This is a genomic window from Specibacter sp. BI4 (assembly GCF_056680095.1).
On the sequence record NZ_CM155265.1, the window covers coordinates 3,167,130 to 3,188,517 of the forward strand.

Sequence of the window (21,388 nt, forward strand, 5' to 3'; positions counted from 1 at the left end):
GAGTCGTGTGCAGGGGTTCACGGCAGATCGGCGCAAGCCGCACACTGGCAGCTGCGGCTGCGGCTGCGGCTGCGCTATGCCCCGAGCTGCGCCAGGGTCAGTGCCGTGGCGAGGGCTGCCGTCGTGGCTTCATGGCCCTTGTCCTCCACGGAACCGGGCAGTCCGGCGCGGGCAAGGCCCTGTTCTTCGGTGTCGCAGGTGAGCACGCCGAAGCCGACGGGGGTGCCTGTGCGCACGCTGACGTCCGTCAACCCCATGGTTGCCGCCTGGCACACATAGTCAAAGTGTGGTGTTCCGCCGCGGATGACAACGCCCAGGGCCACGACGGCGTCGAACGTTGCGGCCAGCCGCGCCGCAGCCACGGGCAGCTCGAAGCTGCCGGGAACCCGCACGACAGTGGGGTTGTCAATGCCCGCATCGGCTGCCCCGCGCAAGGCGCCGGCCAGCAGGCCGTCCATGATCTCCGTGTGCCAGCTGGCTGCGACGATGGCCAGCTTCAGGCCGGCCGCCGCTGACTTCTCCTCGGGGTTGAAACCGATGGTGGGTGCTCCGTGTCCGCTCATGCTGTGTGTCCTTCCGTGGGTGGGGTTTTCTGTTTGCTTGCCGGTGTGGCGTGTGCCGGGGTGGCTACCGACAATGCGTGGTCCATGCGGTCCCGCTTGGTCTGCAGGTAGCGGACGTTCTCGGCGCGCGCCGGAACTTCCGCGGGCACCACGTTCACGACCTCAATGCCGTGCCGGGACAGGTCGGCCCGCTTCAGCGGGTTGTTGCTGAGGAGGTCGATGCGGCTCAGTCCCAGTGAATGCAGGATCCCGGCCGCGGCCGCATAGTCGCGCCCGTCCACGGGGAGCCCCAACTGCTCGTTGGCCTCCACCGTGTCGGCGCCGGCTTCCTGCAGGCTGTAGGCGCGCATCTTGTTCGCCAGCCCAATCCCCCGCCCTTCGTGCCCGCGCAGGTAGACGAGGGTGCCGCCGAGCCTGTGGATCAGGTCCAGGGCATAGTCCAGCTGTTCGCCGCAATCGCAGCGGTAGGAACCAAAAACGTCGCCCGTCAGGCATTCGGAGTGCAGCCGGACCAGGGGGACGACGGCGCCAGCCTGGGTTTGCGCCGATCCGTCACCGCGGGTGCCCGCAGCCTCGCCCGGTGCGCTGAGGCTGAGGTGTTCGGCCCCTGTCGCCACATCAATCCAGGCCTGCGCCGCAAAGGCGCCAAAGCGGGTGGGCAGCTGCACCACCGGCCCGCCCGTCACGCTTGCCGGGTGGCCGCTCATGCCAGGCTCCCCTGCTCGGCGCCGGCGCCGTCCCCGGCGTCGGCGGAGGCCAGGTGGGCGACGAGATCGGCGATGGAAATCAGCAGCAGGCCGTGGACGTCGGCGAAGTCGCGCAGGCCGTGGAGCCTGACCATTTCACCGCTGTCGTCCACGACCTCGGCGATGACTGCCACTGGCTCGCAGCCGGCCAGCCGGCACAAATCAACCGAGGCTTCGGTGTGCCCGGCCCGCTGGCGCACTCCGCCGGCCACGGCGCGAAGCGGGAACATGTGCCCGGGGCGCGTGACGACGTCGTGCGTTGCCAGCGGACTGGCCAGAACGGCGGCCGTCAGCGACCTGTCAGTGGCGCTGATGCCCGTGGAAACCCCTGTGGCCGCATCGCAGCTGACGGTGTAGGCCGTGCCCTTGGCGTCCTGGTTGTCCTCAACCATGGGTGGCAGGGCCAGCCTGTCGGCGTGGGCACCGTCCATGGGCACGCAGATGACACCGGAGCTGTGCCTGATGGTCCAGCCCATGAGTGCGGGCGTGCTGTGCTGGGCGGCGAAAATGATGTCGCCCTCGTTCTCGCGGTCCTCGTCGTCGACCACAAGCACGGCCTCCCCGCGCGCAATGGCGGCGATGGCCAGTGTGACGGGATCGAGGAGGGTCGCCGGATTTGTTGTGCCGCTCATGATGAGGCTCCCTTGTATGCGCTGAATTCAAGCAGGCGCTGGGCGTATTTCGCCAGCACGTCGACTTCCAGGTTGACGGTGCCGCCCGCTGCCTTGCCGCCAAGGCCAGTGTTGGCCAGGGTAACGGGGATGAGCCCCACCTCAAACCACTGCCCGGGTTCGCTGGCGGGGCTTACGGCCGTGACTGTCAGCGAGACGCCGTCGATGGCGATGGAACCCTTTTCGGCAATGTACTGCGCCAGCTCGCGCGGCACGGCAAACCGGAGCCTGTCCCAGGCGCCCAGGCTCTCGCGTTCCAGCAGCGAGCCAACACCGTCAACATGGCCCTGCACAACGTGGCCGTCAAGGCGGCCCCCGGCCACGACGCAGCGTTCGAGGTTCACGATGTCGCCGCCGTGCAGTTCCCCGGTGGTGGTGCGGAGCAGGGTTTCGCCCATGACGTCGACCTCGACGGTGCCGTCACCCAGGGCCACAGCTGTCAGGCACACGCCGTTGATGGCGATCGAGCCGCCCAAATCCAGTCCGTCAAGGACGTCCCCGGCCTTGAGAACCAGCACTGCGCTGTCCGTTTCCGGTTGCGCCTGCAGCCGCACGACGGTGCCGCGGCCTTCGATAATTCCTGTAAACATGTCAGATTCCTTCATCGCTGGGGGCCGCTTTGGCCGGCATCAGCGTCAATTTCAGGTCCGGGCCCAGCACTTCGACGGGGCCCCTGGTGGTGGCGTCCCATTCCCAGCGCTGCGCGTCGGCGAGCGTGCCGATGCCCAGGTCGGTCAGGGCGGGTATGCCGGCGCCCAGCAGGGTCGGTGCCAGGTACACGACGAGTTCGTCCACGAGTCCCCGGGCCAGAAACGCCGCGTTGATCTTGGCGCCGCCTTCGATCATCAGGTGCCCCACGCCGCGCTCCTGCAGTTCACGCACGACGGCGGCGGGGTCGTGGGTGTGCAGGGCCAGGAAGTCGTCGTTGCCCAGGCGGTCCGGGCTGCTGGGGGTGCCCGAGACGCCGCGGACGGCGGCATCCGCCGGAATTTCGCGCATGCCCATGACGACGCGCAGCGGCTGCTTGGCGGCGTCGGTGTCGTCGGCTGCCCGGGCCGTCAGGCGCGGGTTGTCTGCAATGACGGTTTCGGTGCCCACAACAATGGCATCCACGCGTGCCCGCAGTTCATGTGAATCCTGCCGGGATTCCTGGGAGGTGATCCACTGGCTGGTGCCGTCAACGGCAGCAATCCGGCCGTCCACAGTCTGTGCCAGCCGGGCCGTGATGAACGGCCGGCTTTCCCGGACAGCCACAAACCACTGCCGGTTCATGTCCTCTGCTTCCTCGGCCATCAGCCCCATCCTGACGTTGATGCCCTCATTGTGGAGGATTTCAGCCCCTCCGGAGGCTGGCAGGTGCGGGTCGCGGACGGCAAAAACGACGTTGCCGATGCCGGCGTCGAGAATTGCCTGTGTGCAGGGTCCCGTGCGGCCGACATGGCTGCACGGTTCAAGGGTGACAATGAGTGTGGCCGCCGACAAGTCACGTTTGACACCCGTGCCGAGGAGCCTGTTGATCACATCCGCTTCGGCATGGGCGGTGCCTGCCCCGCCGTGGTGGCCGATCGCCAGGAACGTGCCGTCGGCGTCGATGATCGCGGCCCCCACCAGCGGATTGGCGCCACGCACTCCCTGCCGCGCAGCGGAGAGGGCCGTTTCCATGCCGAGAAGCTCGGCCGCGGTGAACTGTTCCGGCTCCGTGCTGTAGGGGTCCTGGTCAAAGGATCCGCGGTTCAAGTTGCTGAAGTTCATGGTTTGGCCTCTCTAGTGCCCACAGTGATGTCAGGGAAGGTGGTGTCGACCGACACACGGCGGGCTTCGGCATCACTGTTGTGCCGCACCCTCCACCATACGAAGAATCCGGCCAGGGTGAAGGCGCCGTAGAAAATGTACATGAAGGCCGAGGCGTAATAGCCGGCACTAAAGAGCAACGGCACCCCGACCAGGTCAACTGCCACCCAGATGAGCCAGAACTCCACCCAGCCCTTGGCCATGCCGTAGGTGGCGAGCAGTGATCCCATGAAGATCCAGGCATCAGCCCAGACCGGTTCGTAGGACCCCAGGGCTTTAAAGATGGGGGTGAGGATTGCGGTGCCGGCAATCATGGTGCCCACCAGTATCCAGCGGACGCGGGCTCCGGCCCAGCGGGGCTGGACCGCCTCGCCCACGTGCGTGCCGTCGTCCTGCGTGCCCTGGCGGGTTTGCCGCCACCGTTGCCAGCCGTACACGGAGACGGCGATGAACATGATTTGCCGGCCGGCCTGGCCCAGGAGGTTGACGTGGTCGGCCGAGCCGAAGACGGAGCCCACAAAGACTGTGAGCAGCAGGACATTGCCGACAATGCCCACCGGCCAGGCCCAGATTTTACGGCGCATGCCGCCGAGGGCGCTGGCGAGCCCAAAAAGATTTCCTATGACTTCACGCCAGAGAAGGAACCCGCCGCCGGCGAATTCGAGTTTGGCGTCAAAGAGCCACCGCAGAAAGTCCATCGTTACCCTACCCTTTCGAGACCGCGATGGCTCCGGGGGTAACGACAGCGGGCGCGCAGGGTGCAAGGGGTGCGCGGCGGATCTGCAAATGCTTCCGCCACACCCTTGACCTGACGGCCAAAACTGTTCGTGCTTCTCCCATCCAGACTTTAACTGTCGGTTCCGGAATTTCACCAGATCAGCCGGGCGCTGCCTGCTGTTTCCAGCCTGCTGCGCGCGGGTCGCGGACTATAACCGCCGGTTCGGAATTACACCGACCCCGGAGCACGTGATGTTTCAATTGCAGCACCCGCGGTTGCGGGCACCTTTCTACATTATGGCACTTCTTCAGTGCCGTGACTGCTACTGGTGTAAGCGATGGCGGGTCGGATTCATTCCCGGCCGCGTGAACGTCTCGGCCCGCGCCCCACTCCCCCTGAGATGTGCGTTGCAGTTACTGGACAAAAACAGGACAAAACGCCTCGGCATCCCGCCCAATAACTGCCACACGGATTTGCGCGGCAGATCTTGCAAGGGAGGTCAGCAGACCGGTTCAGCCGAAAGCGAGCCGGCCCTTTGCGCGCAGTGAATCGATGGCCTCGGCGGGCGAGGGCTTGCCGTAGACGGCAGAGCCAGCCACGAAAACATTCGCCCCGGCTTCGGCCGCGCGGGTGATGGTTTCCTCGGTGATGCCGCCGTCCACCTGGATGGCAACGTCCACGCCGCTGCCCTCAATGGCGGCCCTGGCACGGCGGATCTTCGGCAGGGTGAGGTCCAGGAAGGCCTGTCCGCCAAACCCGGGCTCGACCGTCATAATCAGCAACATGTCCAGCTCGGGCAGCATGTCCAGATACGGCTCAATGGGGGTTGCCGGCCGCAACGCCATCCCGGCTTTCGCGCCACGGGCCCGCAGTTCCCTGGCCAGTTTGATGGGCGCGTCCGACGCCTCCACATGGAACGTCACCGAGTCCAGGCCGGCGTCCGCGTACAGCGGCGCCCAGCGGTCGACGTCGGAAATCATCAGGTGCGCGTCAAGAGGCACCGGGCTGATCTGCTGGAGCCGTTCAACCACGGGAAGGCCAATGGTCAGATTGGGCACAAAGTGGTTGTCCATGACGTCGACGTGCACCGCGTCGGCGTTCGCGATCCGGGCCAGCTCGGCCTGGAGATTCACGAAGTCAGCTGACAGGATGCTGGGGTTGATGCAACATGTGGACGAACGGCTTGTCACGAAGGAACCTCATCTTCTTGGTTGGGTATTGTGCCCGGACGGCAGGACCTGCTCGGGCCCGGTCCGCGAACCGGGCCCTGCTGATCAGTTTTTGCGGATCAAGGCCAGGAACATGGCGTCGCTTTGGTGGATGTGCGGCCACAGCTGGGCCATTTTCTGGTGGGCGGGCAGCGGCGAAGCGGCATTGCCGGCACCCAGGTTCCCGCCCAGGCTGACGGCGTCAAGTGCGGCACCGGCGTCGAGCAGTTCAAGGTCGTCCCGCTTGCGCATGGCATCCTCAACCACCGCGATCGTTTCGGCCACATGCGGGGAGCAGGTCACGTAGGCGACAACTCCCCCGGGCTTTACGGCCGCCAGTGCCGAGGCAAGGAGTTCGCGCTGCAGCGGGCCAAGTTCGGTGACATCGGAGAGCTTGCGGCGCCAGCGTGACTCCGGACGGCGCCGCAGGGCGCCGAGTCCGGTGCACGGGGCGTCAACCAACACCCTGTCGAACGACTCGGGGTGCTCCTTGCCAATGTCCCTGCCGTCGCCGGTGCGAACAGTCCAGCTGTCCTCCGGCACCGCACCAAGTGCTTGGGAGACCAGTTTGGCGCGGTGCACGGCGGGCTCGTTGGCAAGGAGCCAGGCGCCCTTTTCGGCCGCGAGGGCCGCCAACAGGGCTGCCTTGCCGCCGGGTCCGGCGCACAGGTCAAGCCAGCGCTCCTCGCCGTCGTTTTGTTCAGCTGTGATCTCCACCGCCGCCAGGGCCCTGGCGACCAGCTGCGAGCCGGCGTCCTGGACACGGACGGAGCCTTCGCGGACGCTCTCCAGCCGGCTCAGATCGCCACCGGACGACAGGGCGGACTCCGCCACCAGTTCCCCGGGTGTGAAGCCGGCCTCGAAAGCCTCGGAGAGGTCGCCGAGACCAGGCAGTGCCACGAGATTCACCACGGGGGCTGCGTTGTCGGCCTCCAGCAATGCCGTGATTTCGGATACGTCGCGGCCGTGGGCCACGAGGGCCTGGCGCATGGCGCGCACAATCCACTCCGGGTGTGAGTGCTCGATCGAGGCGATCTTGACGTCATCGCTGAGCCCCTCGGTGAGCTGGCTGATCCACTCGGGCAGTTCCTTTGCCGCGACCTTTCGCAGAACGGCGTTGACCAGTCCCGACGGGCCGGCGCCAATGACGGCACGGGCCAGGCCGACAGTCTGGTCCAGTGCGGCGTGGGTAGGCACGCGCATGGCCATCAGCTGGTGGGCGCCGATGCGAAGGGCATCCAAGATGGCGGGGTCAAGTTCGCTGAGCGGGCGGTCGACACAGCTGGCCAGTATGGCGTCGTAGGTGCCCTGGGCCCGCAGTGCGCCGTAGGTCAGTTCGGTGGCAAAGCCGGCGTCGCGGCGGTCAAGGCCGTGGCGGCGGATGCGTGTGGGGAGCACCAGGTTCGCGTAGGCGTCGTCGGCCGAGACTGCACGCAGCACCTCAAAGGCCACCAGGCGTGCCGGGTCGGCCACGCGGGTGCGCTGGCCGGGAGCCGTTTCGGTCCTGTTCCGGCCGGTGCTGCGGTTGCGTTCACGCCCTGCGTCATCGCGGCGCCTGACCCCGCCCTGCCCCGAACCGCCCAAGCCGCCGCGTTCCTGGCCGCTGTTGTGGTGGCTCGAACGTCCGCCTTGCTCGCTGGTCATTCAAACACCACATCTTCCTTGTTGGCCAGGCCTCGGGCCCAGTCTGTTGCTTTCATAAGTTTTTTGCCCGCGGGCTGAACATCAATCAGTTCCACGGCGTGCGATCCCGTGCCAACCAGCACCGATTTCGCTTCGATCCGCAGCCGGGCCGGAGCCAAATCCGTGACATCTGTGCGCAGCAGCACCGGCGACAGCTTGAAACGCTGGCCGGCCAGCGTGGTCCACGCACCAGGTTCGCTGGTGACCCCGCGGATCCTGCGGTTGATGGCCAGGGCCGGATCGCCCCAGCGCACGTGGCCGTCTTCCAACGTCAGTTTGGGCGCCAGCGAAATGTCGCCTTGCTGTGCGACGCCGGAGAGCTGACCGGCCGCGATGCCGTCGATGGTCTGGGCCAGCAGCACTGCACCGCTGTGTGAGAGCCGCTCGAGCAGTTCCGCACTCGTGTCGGTGGGCCGGATGGACTCCGTCATGGTGCCATATACGGGCCCCGTGTCGAGCCCTTTTTCCAGCAGGAAGGTGGATGCCCCGGTGACCTCGTCGCCGTTGATGACCGAATGCTGCACCGGTGCCGCCCCGCGCCAGGCCGGCAGCAGGGAGAAATGCAGATTGATCCAACCGTGCTCGGGGATGCCCAGCGCGCTCGGCGGAATCAATGCCCCATAGGCGACGATGGCGGCAACCTCCGGCGCCGCGGCAGCGATGTCTGCGGCGGCCCCGGCGTCGATCTTGTCCGCCTTGATGACCGGCAGGCCAAGCTCCGCTGCCCGGGCGGCCACAGGCGACGGCGTCATGACCCTTTTGCGGCCAAGCGGCGCATCCGGGCGGGTCAGGACAGCGACGATTTCATGCCCGGCGGACCGCAAGGCTTCAAGGGACGGCAGTGCAACAGCTGGTGTTCCGGCAAAAAGAAGCCTCATTCGGCGGCACCGGCACTGAATGCCGAGCCAACGGTGCGTGCCCGCTGGGCAACCGTTCCCGCGGTGACGTCGTCGTATTTGGCCATGCGGATGAAGCGGAGCGCTTCCTTGCGGTCCTCGCCTTCAAGGCGGTCCACATAGAGCTTGCCATCGAGGTGGTCCGTTTCATGCTGGAAACATTTGGCCAGCGTGCCTGTGGCCTCCATGTCGATGGGCTCTCCGTGCACGTCGACACCTGTGATGCGCACCCAGCGGTGGCGTTCGACAGTGAAGCCCAGGCCGGGGACGGACAGGCAGCCTTCGGGTTCCGCCGGCGCCATGTCGTCGCTGGCGACCAGGACGGGGTTGATCACACAGCCCTCTTCACCATCCACCGAGTAGGTGAAGATGCGTTTGTTGACGCCGATCTGGGGTGCCGCCAGGCCTGCTCCGCGGACATCGACCATTGTCTGGTGCATGTCGTCGATGAGCTTGGCCAATTCGGGGCCGAAAGTTGTCACTTCCTCGGCGACTGTTCTCAGGACGGGGTCGCCAATGATGCGAATGCTCAGGATGGCCATGGGTGGGCACCTCACTTTGATATTGATGCGAACCAATTCCGGCTCGCCAACTGCTGGCCCTACCAGTCTAGTTGGCCGCTAACGTCCAGGTGGCGCAATATCGAGCAAAGGTGTCCCTGCAGCTGCCGCATCCAATGAGGTTTGCCACACGCGCCGCAGGGACGCGAACTTGAACCAATGTGCCTTGAGTACCTCCGGGTTGGCCCGGAGGGTGCGCACCTCAGTTTCACCAATGGCGACGCCAAGCAGGATGGGGTCCTGCCCATATTTCCAGGGTTCCCAGGTGCCGGCCGCTTCATCAACAATTGACTCTTCGGCCTTCATGCCGGCCACCAGCTGCATGACAACTTTGGCGTCGAGGCTCTTCACCTGGCCGTTGCGGTCCGTGCCCTTGGTCTTGTAGTCGATGATGCACAGTTTTCCACCGATGGTGGCAACCAGGTCCAGGGTGCCTGCGTATCCAAGTGTTTCGTTCCAGACGGTGACCTCGGGAGCAAGCGGCTGGACCTTGAATTCGTCCCACCACGTGTCAAAGCGAAGGGCAAAGTTCTCTTCGCTGTTTTCGGCCAGGGCCTCACGGGCCTCGGCCAGCTGGTGCGGGCGGTCAAGGGCGCGCAGGGCCACCTGCTCGCAATAGTTGTGGACGCGATCGCCCCGGGCGGCTGCGGCATCCCTGAACTGTTCGGCTGCATTGGAACTGTCACGCACTACCGTGCGCAACTGTCCGGGATTGCCCACAGCTGTGCCCAGGTCGGGGTGCTTGGCCACTGCGGATGCAGCCATGTAACCGATCCAACCGTCGAGGGTCGCGGACTGCTGGCCAATAACGGTGGTGATCGAGGGGACCTTGGGCGGGTCCTGCAGGGAGCGGGCGTACATGCGCCCCAATTCTGTGCTGTGTGCCAATGCTGGTGCTGTCATGCCTCTACTATTCCACGACCGTCAGACACCGCGCAGCATGCCGGCCGGGCACTGTGGATAACTGGCATCGCACTGGAACCCCTCAGCCGGGTTAGGGGCCGCGAACACGAAAAAACCGTCCCAACCAACATTGCTGTCGGTTGGGACGGTTTCCTGGAGTGGGCGATACTGGGATCGAACCAGCGACCTCTTCCGTGTCAGGGAAGCGCGCTACCGCTGCGCCAATCGCCCAAATTCGCACGTATGCACGTGCCTGTCCGGGATTGCACAAAACTGCCGGAACCCTGTGGATTCCGGCAGTTCATGATCATTCCGAGTGGTCGACGAGATTCGAACTCGCGACATCCACCTTGGCAAGGTGGTGCTCTACCAGCTGAGCTACGACCACAGGTGTTACAACTTCAAATGAACCTGGTAGTTCATTCGTGGGCGATACTGGGATCGAACCAGTGACCTCTTCCGTGTCAGGGAAGCGCGCTACCGCTGCGCCAATCGCCCAAATGCATCCCGCTGAACTCTACAGCAAAATACTTTGGTTCAGCCAAAATGGAGGTGGGAACGGGATTCGAACCCGTGTGCACGGATTTGCAGTCCGTTGCCTCGCCTCTCGGCCACCCCACCGTAAGTACTGAACGGTGTCCTGCGAGTGGTCGACGAGATTCGAACTCGCGACATCCACCTTGGCAAGGTGGTGCTCTACCAGCTGAGCTACGACCACTTGAGCTTCACTTCCCCGGCCTCGGCGTTTCCGCTTCGGTAGTCCGTGTTGCTGCGGTGAAAACATTACCCGAGGCCTTTCCCAAACACCAAATCGGCACGACCCTCGAAGCGCAACCACGGCATCCAAGGCCCTGGAATTACCGGAATGGCGGGGATTTTGGCCTGGTATTCGAATTACATTGATGTCATTCACGGAGCTGTTTTGGCTGGTTTTGGAGGTATTTCGGGAAAATACACTGTGAGGCGCTGGTCACATTTGCGCAGCTGGCCCCTGAATTTGCGCATGTGGGCCTCGACGCGCAGCTCCCAGGGACGACGCCGGACACTCCCCTGCCGCTTCCCCCTCACCATGGGTGCGGCTGGCCCAGGCCGGCTGCCGCGGCTGCCGCATCTGTGTCGGGCGAAGCCGCAACCAGCAAGCCTGGGCCGCATGCATGTCCCGGCAACGCCCGAACGCCATGAACGCGAGTCCCATGAACGCGTCGTGGCCGACGGTTTCGCCCTAGATTATGAGCCGGGGAAAGTTTGGGCTATTGTTTTGAACGCACCAACGAGCGCGCATGATCCGCAGGCCGGATGATGTTGCGGATTTGGGCGATTGGCGCAGTGGTAGCGCGTTCCGTTCACACCGGAGAGGTCACTGGTTCGAACCCAGTATCGCCCACCAGATTAAAAGCCGTTTCGGCCAGCACATTAGCTGGCGGGAACGGCTTTTTTGTGTTTGCAGCCAGAGTCCCCGGCGTCCATTGTGCAGTCATAGGGGTTCCCCGCCGCAGGCACCTCCCATGACTGCCATGTCGATGGATGGACCCCACGCGGGGGTTGGCGGCCAAACAGTCGTGTGGGGCAGTTGCGGTGGCTCCGGGGTCGGCATATCGCCGCCAGTGGCCTGGTTGCGGCCCCTAACCCGGCCGGCAGGGGCCATGACCCGGAAAGACGCTAAAGACTGCGGCCCTGGTCGCAGATTCGCGTGGAGCACTGGACGCCGGTTCACGCGCCCGCACCATTGGGGCCCCACTCAGGCACCGTCCAAGCTCCGTTTCCCATTGATCCCGCGGCATGCCACAACCCACGAGAGGTGTCCAAACTAAGCGCCGCAGCACCACGGGAAGGCTTCATGGCGCACTCCTCCGCCGTCAAAGTCCACCCGAATAACGTTGCGGGCCGTCTGGCTGAAGCATCGATATCAAGCACCGCGGACGAGCAGGAACACGCCCATGAACTTGCAGCCAGAACCATTGACAATGGCCAACCGCCCACTATGCTGGAAAAAGTTGGGGCGGCAATGGCCCCAGGGAGCGAAGGGAGGTGCCAATTGTCTATTTTTGACGATATTAAGGGCAAGGCCGAGGGATTGATCAACGGCCACGAGGATCAAATCAAGGATGGCGTCGAGAAGGCTGGCGATTTCGTCGACAGCAAGACCGGCGATAAATTCAAGGATCAGATCGACACAGCTCAGAAAGCTGCTGGCGATTTCGTGGACGGTTCGTCACAGTAACTCCGAACCTTCGCCCTTAAACAAGGCGTCAAAGAAGGCGTCGGTCCCGTCGAGAGACGGCACCGACGCCTTTTGACTTTAAGGCCGCTGGCCTGCCAGGCCGCCAGGGCATCACCCCACGGACTGCGGAACGGCCGCTTCCTGTGCTTCCCGGGCCAATGCCGTCAGGCGGGACACGGCACGGAAATACTTCTTTTGGTATCCGCCGGTCATCATTTCGGGAGTGAACAGCTGGTCCAGGGGCGCCCCGCTGGCCAGGACCGGCACGTCCTTGTCGTAGAGCCTGTCTGCCAGCACAACAAAACGCAGCGCCACGGACTGTTCGGTGATGGTGTGCACATTGCGCCACACAACTGCATCAACGCCTTCCAGCAGTTGCCGGTACCGTGACGGGTGGACGCCGGCAAGATGGTCAACCAGCGTGCCAAAGTCGTCCACGGCCACGGTGCTGCCGTCAAAGTCCCGGCGCATGCGCGCGTCAAGGTCGCTGTTGGCAACGGGTTCGGGCGGGGTGGGCAGCCCGCGGTGGCGGAAGTCCTCCCCGTCGATGTGCAGGATCTCAAACTGGTCTGCCAGGACCTGGATCTCCCGCTGGAAGTCAACAGCGGCAAAACGGCCGTCACCCAGGGAACCCGGCAGGGTGTTGGACGTCGCCGCCAGCTTCACTCCGGCGTCGGCCAATTCACGCATCAGCCGGGACATCAGCACAGTGTCCCCGGGATCGTCAAGCTCAAACTCGTCAATGCAGACAAGCTTGTACGCGCTCAGCGCCTCAACCGTCTTGCGAAACGACAACGCACCCACAAGGTTCGTGTACTCCACGAAGGTGCCGATGGCCTTTGGTCCCTCGACCTCATGCCACAGGGACGACAACAGGTGCGTCTTCCCCACACCGAAGCCGCCATCGAGGTAAATCCCGGCCCGCTGCCCCACACCCTTGCCGCCGGCCTTCGCCTTTCCGCCAAAGAACCTGCGCAGTCCGCCGACCGGCTTCGCGACAGTGCCCGCGGCGAATTCCTGCAGCATGCCCACGGCTTGCGACTGCGAAGGCTGTGCGGGATCCGGGCGGTAGGTGTCGAAGGAAACCTCACCGAATCGTGGTGAAGGGACAAAGCCCTTCAACAAATCCTCCACCGAAACTGCCGGGCGGCGGGTGGAAAGTTGCTCAACTTGTACCAAGGATGTTTCCGATCATAAAGAAATTTCAGCCGGGCATGCTGCGCACGGTCCACGACTCACGAATACAAGAATACCCACCACATATTGCGTTTCGTTAACGAAAGGGAAGGATTCAGCACCCCAACTCGTTACGGTAATAAGGAAGAACAGCTGCTGCACCAAGTTCGCTGCGGCACGCCAATCTGTCACTCACGGCCACGGAATGGTCCCGGGATTTCCCGGGGCGGCCCCGGCGTGAACAGTTAATGAGAAGGGGCACCATGCCTGTTGCAGTTGAAACAAACACGAAGTTCGCCAGCTACGCCCACCCGGAACGCCTGGTCTCCACCGAATGGCTGGCCGAATCCTTGGCCAACGGCGCCACGAAGGACGGCAGCCTGGTTGTGGTCGAATCCGACGAAGACGTGCTGCTGTACGAAACCGGGCACATTCCCGGTTCGGTCAAGATTGACTGGCACACTGACCTGAACGACGACGTCACCCGTGACTACATCGACGGCAAGGCCTTCGCTGTGCTTGCCGCGGCCAAGGGAATCTCCCGCGACACCACAGTTGTGGTGTACGGAGACAAGTCAAACTGGTGGGCAGCCTACGCACTTTGGGTATTCACCTTGTTCGGCCACGAAGACGTCCGCCTGCTCGACGGCGGCCGCGACAAGTGGATCGCCGAAGGCCGCGAACTGACGACCGACGCCACCGAGGTCACCCCCGCAGCCAGCTACCCGGTGGTCGAGCGCAACGACGCCCCCATCCGCGCGTACAAGGAAGACGTCCTGGCACACCTGGGCAAGCCGCTGATCGATGTCCGTTCCACCGAGGAATACACCGGCGAACGCACCCACATGCCTGCCTACCCCCAGGAAGGAACACTCCGCGGCGGCCACATCCCGACGGCCGCCTCCATCCCCTGGGCCCGGGCAGCTGCCGAAGACGGCACCTACCGCTCACGCGAGGAGCTTGAAGCCCTCTACCTGGGCGAGGCCGGGCTCGTTGCCGGGGACGACGTCGTTGCCTACTGCCGCATCGGCGAGCGTTCCAGCCACACCTGGTTCGCCTTGAAGTACCTGCTGGGCTTTGAGACCGTCCGCAACTACGACGGCTCATGGACAGAATGGGGCAATGCAGTCCGGGTTCCCATCGCTGTTGGCACAGAGCGCGGCGAACTGCCCACCGCAAACTAGTCGCACGCCCTCCCAAGGTTCAGCCGCTGACGCGCCTGAACCTTGGGTCGTCCGGGCCGGCTTCCCACACCATGTTGTTTCACACTCACAAGAAAAGAAACGTACGCTTTAGGCGATGACTACTTCACAAGCACTCCCACCGGCGTTGGCTGAGATCGTTACGGATTTCCAGGAACTGGAAGAACGCGACCGCCTGACGCTGCTATTGGATTTCTCCAAATCCCTTCCGGCGTTGCCGGAGCGTCTGACAAATCATCCTGAATTGCTCGAACAGGTGGTGGAATGCCAGTCGCCCTTGTTCCTGACTGTTGAGTCGGAGAAGACGGAAAACGGCGACGTCGTCCGCTTGTACTTCCAGGCCCCGCCGGAAGCCCCGACAACCCGCGGGTTTGCCTCGGTGCTTTTTGAGGGCCTCGACGGTTTAACTGCGGAGGAAATCCTGGCCGTTCCTGATGACATGCCCGAGCAGCTGGGGCTTACCCGGGCCATTTCTCCCCTGCGCATGCGGGGGATGTCAGCCATGCTCGGACGGGTCAAGCGAAAGATCCGCGGCGGCCTGCGCCCGGCTGCATAGTCCAGCTGAATATACCGTCTGGCTAGTCCGGCATTATGGATCTGCAGCCTGAAGCTTGAGATCCGAGGATGCTCCGCAACCCACCTCACCGGTGGGTTGCGGGGCATTTTTCATTCTTCGACATTGCCGGTCGTGCTCCCGCCACGCAAGGCTGCGACCAACACCTCGGGACGGTGTTTCACAGCGCGGGACGGTATTTCACAGCGCACGTCGGCGCTGGCATAATCGGGACATGGCCAAGAAATCATCCGCCGCAGGCCCCGGCACACCGGCAACAGTTGCCCTGACCGCCGCCGGCGTGTCCTTTACGGCCCACGGCTATGCGCACGATCCCGCGAACACCAACTACGGGCTGGAAGCCGCCACCGTCCTGGGCATCACCCCCGACAGGGTGTTCAAGACCCTGATGGCCGACGCCGGCGGCACACTTGCCGTTGCCATTGTGCCTGTCAACGGCACCTTGGACTTGAAGTCGTTGGCCCATGCCCTGGGCGTCAAGAAGGCCGCCATGGCTGACCCGGCTGCAGCCCAGCGGCGCACCGGCTATGTGCTCGGCGGCATCTCACCGCTGGGCCACCGACAGCACTCCCCCACGGTCCTGGATGAATCAGCGCTCCAGCATGAAACCATCTACGTCTCCGGCGGCCGCCGGGGCTTCGACGTCGAGCTGTCGCCTGCAGACCTCATCAGGCTGACCCGGGCGACCACGGCAAAAATCGGGCACCCGGACTGACGGCAGGGCCGTCAGACGCGCAACTGTCAGCCCCGCAGCGATTAGTCGCGCGGCAGGGCGTATGTGCCCAGGCGCGGCCGCAACCACGCTTCAACGACACGCTCCCACCGCACCGGATCCACATTCCATTCCTTGGTGTGGCGGGCCTTGCTGAATGGTTCAAAGGTGACCATCTCGGGATTCCTCCGGGCCAGTTCGGCAGTGGGTTCGTAGGGCACAAAATCATCGTCGATGCTGTGCAGGATCAACGACGGTGTCCTGAGCTCAACGGCCCGGGTCACCCAGTCCATGCTCTTGAAATCCACGGGTGCCGCAAGGCCGGTTATGCGCCTGCCCAGCGGATGCGTCAACATGAGCTCCGCATAGCTGCCAATGTAGTCGGGGATCCTGTTCAGCTGGGCCTGGTGCGCCAGCACGTTGATCCAGTTGATCACAGGCGCGTCCAGCACCATGGCCAGGACGTGCTTGCGGTTCCGGGCCACGTCTGCCGCCTGCAAACTGATGGCCCCGCCCATCGAGTAGCCAAAGAGCACAACGTCCTTGGCACCCCGGGCCAGCGCAAAATCGATGGCAGCCTCAACATCCGCCCATTCGGTGACGCCAAGGCCGTACCGGCCGTCGGGCGCATTGGGGGCATCGCCGTCGTTCCTGTAGGACATCAGCAGGGCGTTCATGCCCAGGCGGTGCGCGGCGGGCACGGCACGCAGGCCCTCGTTGCGGGTGGCGCCGCGGCCATGCACCATGATGGCCCACGTGTGGCCGGGGTTCAGGGCCGGCACCAGCCAGGCGGGGCCGGGGCCGCCGGGAAGGTTGATGATGACGTCTTCGTGTTCCAGGCCCATCTCGTCGGGGTGCGCATACAAGTTTCCCGACCACCCGCCTGACGTGGCGCTGCGCAGTTCGCCGCCGTGGACGGCCAGTACGGCACGCGTGACGCTGCCTTCGCGGGGCACATAGGCGAGGATTGGGCCGATGACGGCGTGGGATCGGCCGGCGTTGAAGTAGAGCCCGTACGTGCCGTCAACGATGGTGTCAGGGGTTGCCTCCAACACCACCTGCAGCTGCGCCCCGTCGGTGATGACGGCCAATATGGCGACGTCGTCGGCGCGCTGTTTTTCCGGTGTGACAATCCGCCGGGCAAAGTAGGCCGCGAGTCCGGAGGTGGCGGTGACAACGGCGACCGCTCCGGCGCCTGCTGCTGCGGCACCCAGGGCACCCCATTTGAGCCATGCACTTGACTGCTGATCTGAGGTGGCCATGGCTCCATTCTGCCCACGGGCGCTGCGCCCGTCGAGCGGCGCACCGGGCGCATGCGTAACTTTCTTCGCACAACTTGCTCCGCGGCCGTTGTTTATGGTGCGCGGAAGCCTAAGCTGGAGCCATGAGCGACGCGATCATCATCCTGACCGAAGAACCCCTGACCGCTGTGGACGTCGAAAACATCACCGACCTCTACGGCCCCGACGAAGACGTTGAACTGGTGCTGCTGGTGCCCGCCGACACCAAGCGCAACCTGTTCGTTGATGTCATCGACCAGCTGACCATGCTGGACCTGCCGGGGGCCCTGCGCGAGTTCAGGGAAAAGCCCGACGCTGCCACTGTCATGAGGGAGGCCACGGACATTCTTGATGAATCGATGGCAGCCCTGAAAGCCGCCGACGCCAACGCCACAGGCAGTGTTGCCGAGGGCGACGCCGTTGCCTCCCTGGTCGCCAAGGTCACCGAGCTCGGTGCCCGCCAGGCAGTCGTGGTCACCACTCCCCATGCCGTCGCCGACACCTTCCGCCGGGACTGGGCGCACCAGGCCCAGCGCAAGCTCGGACTGCCGGTGTTGCACCTGTACTCCGGTTCGGGATTTATTGGCGACTCCTGAGCGTTGACATAGGCATGAGCACTTTCGACACCACCGGGAAAACCGGAAATACAGAACACACCGCAACCACTGCCGCCCCTGCCGTCGTCAAAAGCGATGTCCAGTGGCGTGAAGAGCTGAGTCCCGCGGAGTATCAGGTGCTGCGCCAGGCCGGCACCGAACGGCCCTTTACGGGCGAATATTGGGAGTCGACCCAGGAAGGCGTGTATGAATGCCGGGCCTGTGGCGCGGAACTGTTCACCTCCCGGGAGAAGTTTTCCTCGCACTGCGGCTGGCCGTCGTTCTTCGCGCCGTTGGCGGAAGGCACTGTGCGGTACCTGCATGACACTTCGTTGGGCATGAAGCGGGTCGAGGTCCGATGCGCCTCGTGCGACTCGCACCTGGGCCACCTGTTTGAGGGCGAGGGTTATGACACGCCCACGGATGAGCGCTTCTGCATCAACTCCGTCTCCCTGAAGCTGCGGGAGGGCCCGCTGGAGCTTTCGCCCGAGGCGCCGCAAATGCCCTGAGCATGACAACTTCTTATGCTTGACGGTATTCAACATTAGTTTTCCTGTTCCATTGCTACGCTCGAAAAAAGCCCCGAGGGCCCGGCGAAGCGAGGATGAAAAACATGAGCATCACCTTGGAAAACACTGACAGTGCCAGCACCTTTGACTACACTACGTTGGCCAACAATCCGGCCTGGCTGGCACTGAAGCAGGCGGCCACGGATCTGGCGGCGCTGCAGTTCAAGGATGGCTCGGTCCCGGAGCCGGCGGACCGGAACGCGGCCCTGGGGCTGGTGGAAGCCATCAGGGCCGCCATCCGGGAATTGGCCCCGAACTTCCCGCACGACGCCCGGTACCTGGAGCTCCTCGACGGTGACTTCAGCAAATGGGCGGACAGCGGGCTGGGCGTACCAGACTTCTTGGATTCACTGATGGCTTTCAACCCGCAGGAACACCGGATCAACGGACTCGGCCACCTGGTCGTGTTCCCCATGTACACACAGAACGGCTCGACGTCCCGCCACGTTGAAGCAGTGCTTGTCGATGTGATCTGGCCCGAGTTCATTGACGAACTGGAGTCCGGCAGTTACTCCAACAAGCTGTTTGTTCCGCTGCGCTTCATCGATTTCACGCCCGGCTACGACAGCAACTCGGCGGTGTTGTTCCCCGAGAGCGTCTCCGTTCGCGAAACGCCCACCTTCACCTGGGGCGCCATCTTCCAGGACCGCGAAGCCGCCAGGTTCCGCCGCGTGGTCCGGGAGGCAGCGGCGGTGACGCGGCTGGATCTGCCGGCCGACGCCGTCGAACTTCTGGACGACCAGGCGCTGACGCAGGAAACGTTTGTGATGTGGGACCTGATCCACGACAGGACGCACATGCGCGGGGATCTGCCGTTTGACCCGTTCATGATCAAGCAGCGGATGCCGTATTTCCTGTACTCGCTGGAGGAACTGCGCTGCGACCTGACGGCCTACCGCGAATCGGTGGCCGTGGAACGTGACGAGGAGGCCTCGCCCGAGGCCCGCAAACACGCGAAACTTGTTCAGTATGCAGTGATCTTCGACAGGATTTTCCGCTTCGCCATCACCGGTTCCCGCGTGCGCAACTACGACGGCCTGGGCGGCCAGTTGCTGTTCGCCTGGCTGCACCAGCACCACGTGCTGCACTGGACCGATACGAGGCTCACGATCGACTGGGCAGAGGTGCCCGAGACCGTTATCGCCTTGGGCCGCGAAATTGAGGAGCTGTACTGGCGCTCCATCGACAGGCCCAAGCTGGCGCACTGGCTCGCCGCCTACAAGCTGGTCTCAGGCACGCTCACCCCCAACCCGGCCTCCATCTGGGCCAAGGGCCCGGACGCCCTGCAGCTGACCGGGGCCCTGCGCGAAATCACCGACCAGGTCCTGGACGACGAGTTCCCGCTCTCCATGTTTTACGAGGCGCTGGGCAAAAAAATGCGCGGCACCATTGAATCCACATCCGGCATTACCGGGGCCGGTGCCGCCTAGGTGGCTAGTGTAGGAGACATGAATACTCCACCCCTGGTTTTGGTTGCCGGCGGCAGCAGCGCGGCAGGCATCGCTGTTGCCGGCGCGCTGCTCGGTGCCGGCATGCGCGTGCTCACCATAGGGTCCGACGCCGGACGCATCACGGCGGCAGCCGAGCTCGCCGGCGGTGCCGTCCCCTTCGTGTGCAATCTGTCGGATCCCGCTTCCGTTGCCGCCCTGGCCGCGGACATCCACCGGGATTTCGGCCCCGTCGACGGACTCATCCATTTGGTGGGCGGCTGGCGCGGTGGCGGCGGGATGGCAGGGCAGTCGGATGCCGACTGGGACTTCCTGCACACCTCCGTGATGACAACGTTGCGCAACACAAGCCGGGAGTTTTACGACGACCTGGCCGCCTCGGCCGCGGGCCGGCTGGCCATTGTGTCCTCAACGTCCGTCACGGCCCCCACCGTCGGCAACGCGAACTATGCGGCCGTGAAGTCGGCGGCGGAAACGTGGGTTCAGGCGCTGGCGCAGGGCTTCGGCACCCCGACAACCACCCAGGCAGGTGCGCCGGCCGGGCAGACCGGGCCGGCCGCCGTCGTGCTTGTTGTGAAGGCACTGGTGGATGACGCCATGCGGGCAGGCGCCCCCGAGCGCACCTTCCCCGGCTTCACCGACGTGGCCGTGCTCGCGGAGGCTGTGGCCGGGCTGTTCTCGCGGCCCGCCGCGGAGCTCAACGGAGCCCGGATCATTTTGGACTAGCGTGTTATTACTGTTTTCAGCATCGACGATCAAAGGCACATTGTGAGCATTGGCACCGAATCCACCCCCCTGCACGACACCAGCGTGATCAGCTTCGCCTCGGACAACTATTCCGGCATCCACCCGCAGGTGTTGGCGGCGCTGGCCGCGGCCAACGGCGGACACCAGGTGGCCTATGGGGAGGACGTCTACACCGCCCGGCTGCGCGAGGAGATGGGCAAGCTCTTCGGCAAGGACGTGGACGTGTTCCCCGTCTTCAACGGCACCGGCGCCAATGTGGTTGCGCTGCAGTCGCTCCTGCCCCGGTGGGGTGCGGTGGTGTGTGCGCAGACGGCCCACATCAACATGGATGAGAACGGCGCCCCCGAACGCGTGGGCGGCATGAAGCTGCTGCCAGTGCCAGCACCCAACGGCAAGCTGACCCCGGAACTGATTGACAAGGAAGCGTGGGGCTTCGGCGACGAGCACCGCGCCCAGCCGCTGGCCGTGTCCATCACCCAGACCACGGAACTGGGCACCTGCTACACCCCGGGGGAAGTTCGGGCCATTTGCGACCACGCCCATTCCCTGGGCATGAAGGTCCACATGGACGGCGCCCGGCTGGCCAACGCCGCCGCGTTCCTGGGCGTTCCGGTGCGTGAATTCACCTCCGACGCCGGCGTGGACGTGCTGTCCTTTGGCGGCACCAAGAATGGCATCATGTTCGGCGAGGCCGTCGTGGCGCTCAACCCCGCCGCCACTGACGGACTCATCTACCTGCGCAAGATGAACATGCAGCTCTCCTCCAAGATGCGGTTCATCTCCGCCCAGCTGCTGGCGCTGCTCAGCGGCGACCTCTGGCTCCATTCGGCAGGACACGCCAATGCCATGGCGGCCAGGCTGCGTGCCGCCGTTGAATCCATTCCCCAGGTGCAGTGCACCCAGGCCACCGAATCCAACGGCGTCTTCGCCATCCTGCCCGACGGCGTCGCGGACCGCCTGCGACAGACGTTCCGGTTCTACGACTGGGACGAAGCCGCGCGCGAAGTCCGCTGGATGTGCTCCTTCGACACCTCGGAAGCTGACGTTGATGCCTTCGTGGCAGCACTTCGCGTCGAGCTCGGAGCCTGAACGCCACCCGAGCCTGAACCCCGTCATTGCTTGAA

The 21,388-nt window shown here is 64.4% G+C and carries 22 protein-coding genes, 6 tRNA genes and 1 riboswitch; of the genes, 10 read left to right on the top strand and 18 right to left on the bottom strand.

Going from position 1 to position 21,388, the window contains the following annotated elements; all coding sequences use genetic code 11:
* Positions 1 to 74 precede the first annotated feature (74 nt).
* From ribH to AC1L6K_RS14640, 16 genes are all read right to left on the bottom strand, one after another.
* The gene (ribH, locus tag AC1L6K_RS14565; RefSeq protein ID WP_480949572.1) at positions 75 to 563 is read right to left on the bottom strand and encodes a 6,7-dimethyl-8-ribityllumazine synthase; all 489 of its coding nucleotides are present in this window, start codon (positions 561 to 563) and stop codon (positions 75 to 77) included.
* Positions 560 to 1,270: a GTP cyclohydrolase II gene (locus AC1L6K_RS14570; protein WP_480949573.1), complete on the bottom strand. Its 711-nt coding sequence runs from the start codon at positions 1,268 to 1,270 to the stop codon at positions 560 to 562. The genes ribH and AC1L6K_RS14570 overlap by 4 nt, the downstream gene beginning before the upstream one ends.
* Positions 1,267 to 1,941 carry a 3,4-dihydroxy-2-butanone-4-phosphate synthase gene (gene ribB / locus AC1L6K_RS14575; protein WP_480949574.1) on the bottom strand — a complete coding sequence of 225 codons (675 nt, stop codon included), beginning with the start codon at positions 1,939 to 1,941 and terminating at the stop codon, positions 1,267 to 1,269. Before ribB ends, AC1L6K_RS14570 begins: the two co-directional genes overlap by 4 nt.
* Complete coding sequence (locus tag AC1L6K_RS14580) at positions 1,938 to 2,570, bottom strand: riboflavin synthase (RefSeq protein ID WP_480949575.1); 633 nt, start codon at positions 2,568 to 2,570, stop codon at positions 1,938 to 1,940. Before AC1L6K_RS14580 ends, ribB begins: the two co-directional genes overlap by 4 nt.
* Position 2,571: 1 nt before the next feature.
* Complete coding sequence (gene ribD / locus AC1L6K_RS14585; protein WP_480949576.1) at positions 2,572 to 3,732, bottom strand: bifunctional diaminohydroxyphosphoribosylaminopyrimidine deaminase/5-amino-6-(5-phosphoribosylamino)uracil reductase RibD; 1,161 nt, start codon at positions 3,730 to 3,732, stop codon at positions 2,572 to 2,574.
* Entirely contained in the window at positions 3,729 to 4,469 is a 741-nt protein-coding gene (gene pnuC / locus AC1L6K_RS14590; RefSeq protein WP_480949577.1) for a nicotinamide riboside transporter PnuC, read from the bottom strand. Before pnuC ends, ribD begins: the two co-directional genes overlap by 4 nt.
* A 126-nt stretch (positions 4,470 to 4,595) precedes the next feature.
* Positions 4,596 to 4,740, bottom strand: a riboswitch (FMN riboswitch).
* A gap of 261 nt (positions 4,741 to 5,001) precedes the next feature.
* Positions 5,002 to 5,679 (bottom strand): ribulose-phosphate 3-epimerase, encoded by a 678-nt coding sequence (gene rpe / locus AC1L6K_RS14595; RefSeq protein WP_480949578.1) that lies wholly within the window; start codon positions 5,677 to 5,679, stop codon positions 5,002 to 5,004.
* A gap of 84 nt (positions 5,680 to 5,763) precedes the next feature.
* Positions 5,764 to 7,341 (bottom strand): RsmB/NOP family class I SAM-dependent RNA methyltransferase, encoded by a 1,578-nt coding sequence (locus AC1L6K_RS14600; RefSeq protein WP_480949579.1) that lies wholly within the window; start codon positions 7,339 to 7,341, stop codon positions 5,764 to 5,766.
* Entirely contained in the window at positions 7,338 to 8,258 is a 921-nt protein-coding gene (locus AC1L6K_RS14605) for a methionyl-tRNA formyltransferase (RefSeq protein WP_480949580.1), read from the bottom strand. Before AC1L6K_RS14605 ends, AC1L6K_RS14600 begins: the two co-directional genes overlap by 4 nt.
* Positions 8,255 to 8,818: a peptide deformylase gene (gene def, locus AC1L6K_RS14610; protein WP_480949581.1), complete on the bottom strand. Its 564-nt coding sequence runs from the start codon at positions 8,816 to 8,818 to the stop codon at positions 8,255 to 8,257. Before def ends, AC1L6K_RS14605 begins: the two co-directional genes overlap by 4 nt.
* A gap of 78 nt (positions 8,819 to 8,896) precedes the next feature.
* Positions 8,897 to 9,739, bottom strand: coding sequence for a PD-(D/E)XK nuclease family protein (locus AC1L6K_RS14615; RefSeq protein ID WP_480949582.1), 843 nt, complete (start codon positions 9,737 to 9,739; stop codon positions 8,897 to 8,899).
* 159 nt (positions 9,740 to 9,898) lie between these two features.
* Positions 9,899 to 9,970, bottom strand: a tRNA-Val gene (locus tag AC1L6K_RS14620).
* 84 nt (positions 9,971 to 10,054) lie between these two features.
* A tRNA-Gly gene (locus tag AC1L6K_RS14625) sits at positions 10,055 to 10,127 on the bottom strand.
* A 38-nt stretch (positions 10,128 to 10,165) separates the two neighbouring features.
* Positions 10,166 to 10,237, bottom strand: a tRNA-Val gene (locus tag AC1L6K_RS14630).
* A 49-nt stretch (positions 10,238 to 10,286) separates the two neighbouring features.
* A tRNA-Cys gene (locus AC1L6K_RS14635) sits at positions 10,287 to 10,360 on the bottom strand.
* A 24-nt stretch (positions 10,361 to 10,384) separates the two neighbouring features.
* Positions 10,385 to 10,457 (bottom strand) — tRNA-Gly (locus tag AC1L6K_RS14640).
* A 594-nt stretch (positions 10,458 to 11,051) separates the two neighbouring features.
* Between AC1L6K_RS14640 and AC1L6K_RS14645 the strand changes: the two genes are divergently transcribed.
* Positions 11,052 to 11,126 (top strand) — tRNA-Val (locus AC1L6K_RS14645).
* A 450-nt stretch (positions 11,127 to 11,576) separates the two neighbouring features.
* Positions 11,577 to 11,960 carry an antitoxin gene (locus AC1L6K_RS14650; protein ID WP_480949583.1) on the top strand — a complete coding sequence of 128 codons (384 nt, stop codon included), beginning with the start codon at positions 11,577 to 11,579 and terminating at the stop codon, positions 11,958 to 11,960.
* A gap of 111 nt (positions 11,961 to 12,071) precedes the next feature.
* Here the strand turns inward: AC1L6K_RS14650 and zapE are convergent, their stop codons facing one another.
* Positions 12,072 to 13,139 (bottom strand): cell division protein ZapE, encoded by a 1,068-nt coding sequence (zapE, locus tag AC1L6K_RS14655; RefSeq protein ID WP_480949584.1) that lies wholly within the window; start codon positions 13,137 to 13,139, stop codon positions 12,072 to 12,074.
* 260 nt (positions 13,140 to 13,399) lie between these two features.
* Here zapE and AC1L6K_RS14660 point away from each other — a divergent pair, with 260 nt between their 5' ends.
* From AC1L6K_RS14660 to ybaK, 3 genes are all read left to right on the top strand, one after another.
* Positions 13,400 to 14,320, top strand: coding sequence for a sulfurtransferase (locus AC1L6K_RS14660; protein WP_480949585.1), 921 nt, complete (start codon positions 13,400 to 13,402; stop codon positions 14,318 to 14,320).
* 115 nt (positions 14,321 to 14,435) lie between these two features.
* Positions 14,436 to 14,894 (top strand): SufE family protein, encoded by a 459-nt coding sequence (locus AC1L6K_RS14665; RefSeq protein ID WP_480949586.1) that lies wholly within the window; start codon positions 14,436 to 14,438, stop codon positions 14,892 to 14,894.
* A gap of 232 nt (positions 14,895 to 15,126) precedes the next feature.
* Positions 15,127 to 15,627 (top strand): Cys-tRNA(Pro) deacylase, encoded by a 501-nt coding sequence (gene ybaK, locus AC1L6K_RS14670; RefSeq protein WP_480949587.1) that lies wholly within the window; start codon positions 15,127 to 15,129, stop codon positions 15,625 to 15,627.
* A 41-nt stretch (positions 15,628 to 15,668) separates the two neighbouring features.
* On the opposite strand, the gene AC1L6K_RS14675 is transcribed toward ybaK, so the two are convergent.
* Positions 15,669 to 16,886 carry an alpha/beta hydrolase family protein gene (locus tag AC1L6K_RS14675; protein WP_480949588.1) on the bottom strand — a complete coding sequence of 406 codons (1,218 nt, stop codon included), beginning with the start codon at positions 16,884 to 16,886 and terminating at the stop codon, positions 15,669 to 15,671.
* A gap of 122 nt (positions 16,887 to 17,008) precedes the next feature.
* Here AC1L6K_RS14675 and AC1L6K_RS14680 point away from each other — a divergent pair, with 122 nt between their 5' ends.
* From AC1L6K_RS14680 to AC1L6K_RS14700, 5 genes are all read left to right on the top strand, one after another.
* Positions 17,009 to 17,500 (top strand): hypothetical protein, encoded by a 492-nt coding sequence (locus AC1L6K_RS14680; protein ID WP_480949589.1) that lies wholly within the window; start codon positions 17,009 to 17,011, stop codon positions 17,498 to 17,500.
* A 14-nt stretch (positions 17,501 to 17,514) separates the two neighbouring features.
* Positions 17,515 to 18,009 carry a peptide-methionine (R)-S-oxide reductase MsrB gene (gene msrB / locus AC1L6K_RS14685; protein ID WP_480949590.1) on the top strand — a complete coding sequence of 165 codons (495 nt, stop codon included), beginning with the start codon at positions 17,515 to 17,517 and terminating at the stop codon, positions 18,007 to 18,009.
* Between the two features lie 104 nt (positions 18,010 to 18,113).
* Positions 18,114 to 19,499, top strand: coding sequence for a DUF6421 family protein (locus tag AC1L6K_RS14690; protein ID WP_480949591.1), 1,386 nt, complete (start codon positions 18,114 to 18,116; stop codon positions 19,497 to 19,499).
* Between the two features lie 18 nt (positions 19,500 to 19,517).
* Positions 19,518 to 20,243 carry an SDR family oxidoreductase gene (locus AC1L6K_RS14695; protein WP_480949592.1) on the top strand — a complete coding sequence of 242 codons (726 nt, stop codon included), beginning with the start codon at positions 19,518 to 19,520 and terminating at the stop codon, positions 20,241 to 20,243.
* A 42-nt stretch (positions 20,244 to 20,285) separates the two neighbouring features.
* Positions 20,286 to 21,353: a threonine aldolase family protein gene (locus AC1L6K_RS14700; RefSeq protein WP_480949593.1), complete on the top strand. Its 1,068-nt coding sequence runs from the start codon at positions 20,286 to 20,288 to the stop codon at positions 21,351 to 21,353.
* Positions 21,354 to 21,388 lie beyond the last annotated feature (35 nt).

What these genes read in the sequence shown, in the direction of transcription:
- AC1L6K_RS14615 (WP_480949582.1), bottom strand. Translation starts at nt 9,739, where the DNA reads ATGACAGCACCAGCATTGGCACACAGCACAGAATTGGGGCGCATGTAC.
- msrB (WP_480949590.1), top strand. Translation starts at nt 17,515, where the DNA reads ATGAGCACTTTCGACACCACCGGGAAAACCGGAAATACAGAACACACC.
- AC1L6K_RS14660 (WP_480949585.1), top strand. Translation starts at nt 13,400, where the DNA reads ATGCCTGTTGCAGTTGAAACAAACACGAAGTTCGCCAGCTACGCCCAC.
- def (WP_480949581.1), bottom strand. Translation starts at nt 8,818, where the DNA reads ATGGCCATCCTGAGCATTCGCATCATTGGCGACCCCGTCCTGAGAACA.
- AC1L6K_RS14600 (WP_480949579.1), bottom strand. Translation starts at nt 7,341, where the DNA reads ATGACCAGCGAGCAAGGCGGACGTTCGAGCCACCACAACAGCGGCCAG.
- AC1L6K_RS14680 (WP_480949589.1), top strand. Translation starts at nt 17,009, where the DNA reads ATGAGCGACGCGATCATCATCCTGACCGAAGAACCCCTGACCGCTGTG.
- AC1L6K_RS14570 (WP_480949573.1), bottom strand. Translation starts at nt 1,270, where the DNA reads ATGAGCGGCCACCCGGCAAGCGTGACGGGCGGGCCGGTGGTGCAGCTG.
- ribB (WP_480949574.1), bottom strand. Translation starts at nt 1,941, where the DNA reads ATGAGCGGCACAACAAATCCGGCGACCCTCCTCGATCCCGTCACACTG.
- AC1L6K_RS14580 (WP_480949575.1), bottom strand. Translation starts at nt 2,570, where the DNA reads ATGTTTACAGGAATTATCGAAGGCCGCGGCACCGTCGTGCGGCTGCAG.
- ribH (WP_480949572.1), bottom strand. Translation starts at nt 563, where the DNA reads ATGAGCGGACACGGAGCACCCACCATCGGTTTCAACCCCGAGGAGAAG.
- ribD (WP_480949576.1), bottom strand. Translation starts at nt 3,732, where the DNA reads ATGAACTTCAGCAACTTGAACCGCGGATCCTTTGACCAGGACCCCTAC.
- ybaK (WP_480949587.1), top strand. Translation starts at nt 15,127, where the DNA reads ATGGCCAAGAAATCATCCGCCGCAGGCCCCGGCACACCGGCAACAGTT.
- AC1L6K_RS14650 (WP_480949583.1), top strand. Translation starts at nt 11,577, where the DNA reads ATGGCGCACTCCTCCGCCGTCAAAGTCCACCCGAATAACGTTGCGGGC.
- AC1L6K_RS14675 (WP_480949588.1), bottom strand. Translation starts at nt 16,886, where the DNA reads ATGGCCACCTCAGATCAGCAGTCAAGTGCATGGCTCAAATGGGGTGCC.
- AC1L6K_RS14695 (WP_480949592.1), top strand. Translation starts at nt 19,518, where the DNA reads ATGAATACTCCACCCCTGGTTTTGGTTGCCGGCGGCAGCAGCGCGGCA.
- AC1L6K_RS14690 (WP_480949591.1), top strand. Translation starts at nt 18,114, where the DNA reads ATGAGCATCACCTTGGAAAACACTGACAGTGCCAGCACCTTTGACTAC.
- AC1L6K_RS14605 (WP_480949580.1), bottom strand. Translation starts at nt 8,258, where the DNA reads ATGAGGCTTCTTTTTGCCGGAACACCAGCTGTTGCACTGCCGTCCCTT.
- pnuC (WP_480949577.1), bottom strand. Translation starts at nt 4,469, where the DNA reads ATGGACTTTCTGCGGTGGCTCTTTGACGCCAAACTCGAATTCGCCGGC.
- AC1L6K_RS14665 (WP_480949586.1), top strand. Translation starts at nt 14,436, where the DNA reads ATGACTACTTCACAAGCACTCCCACCGGCGTTGGCTGAGATCGTTACG.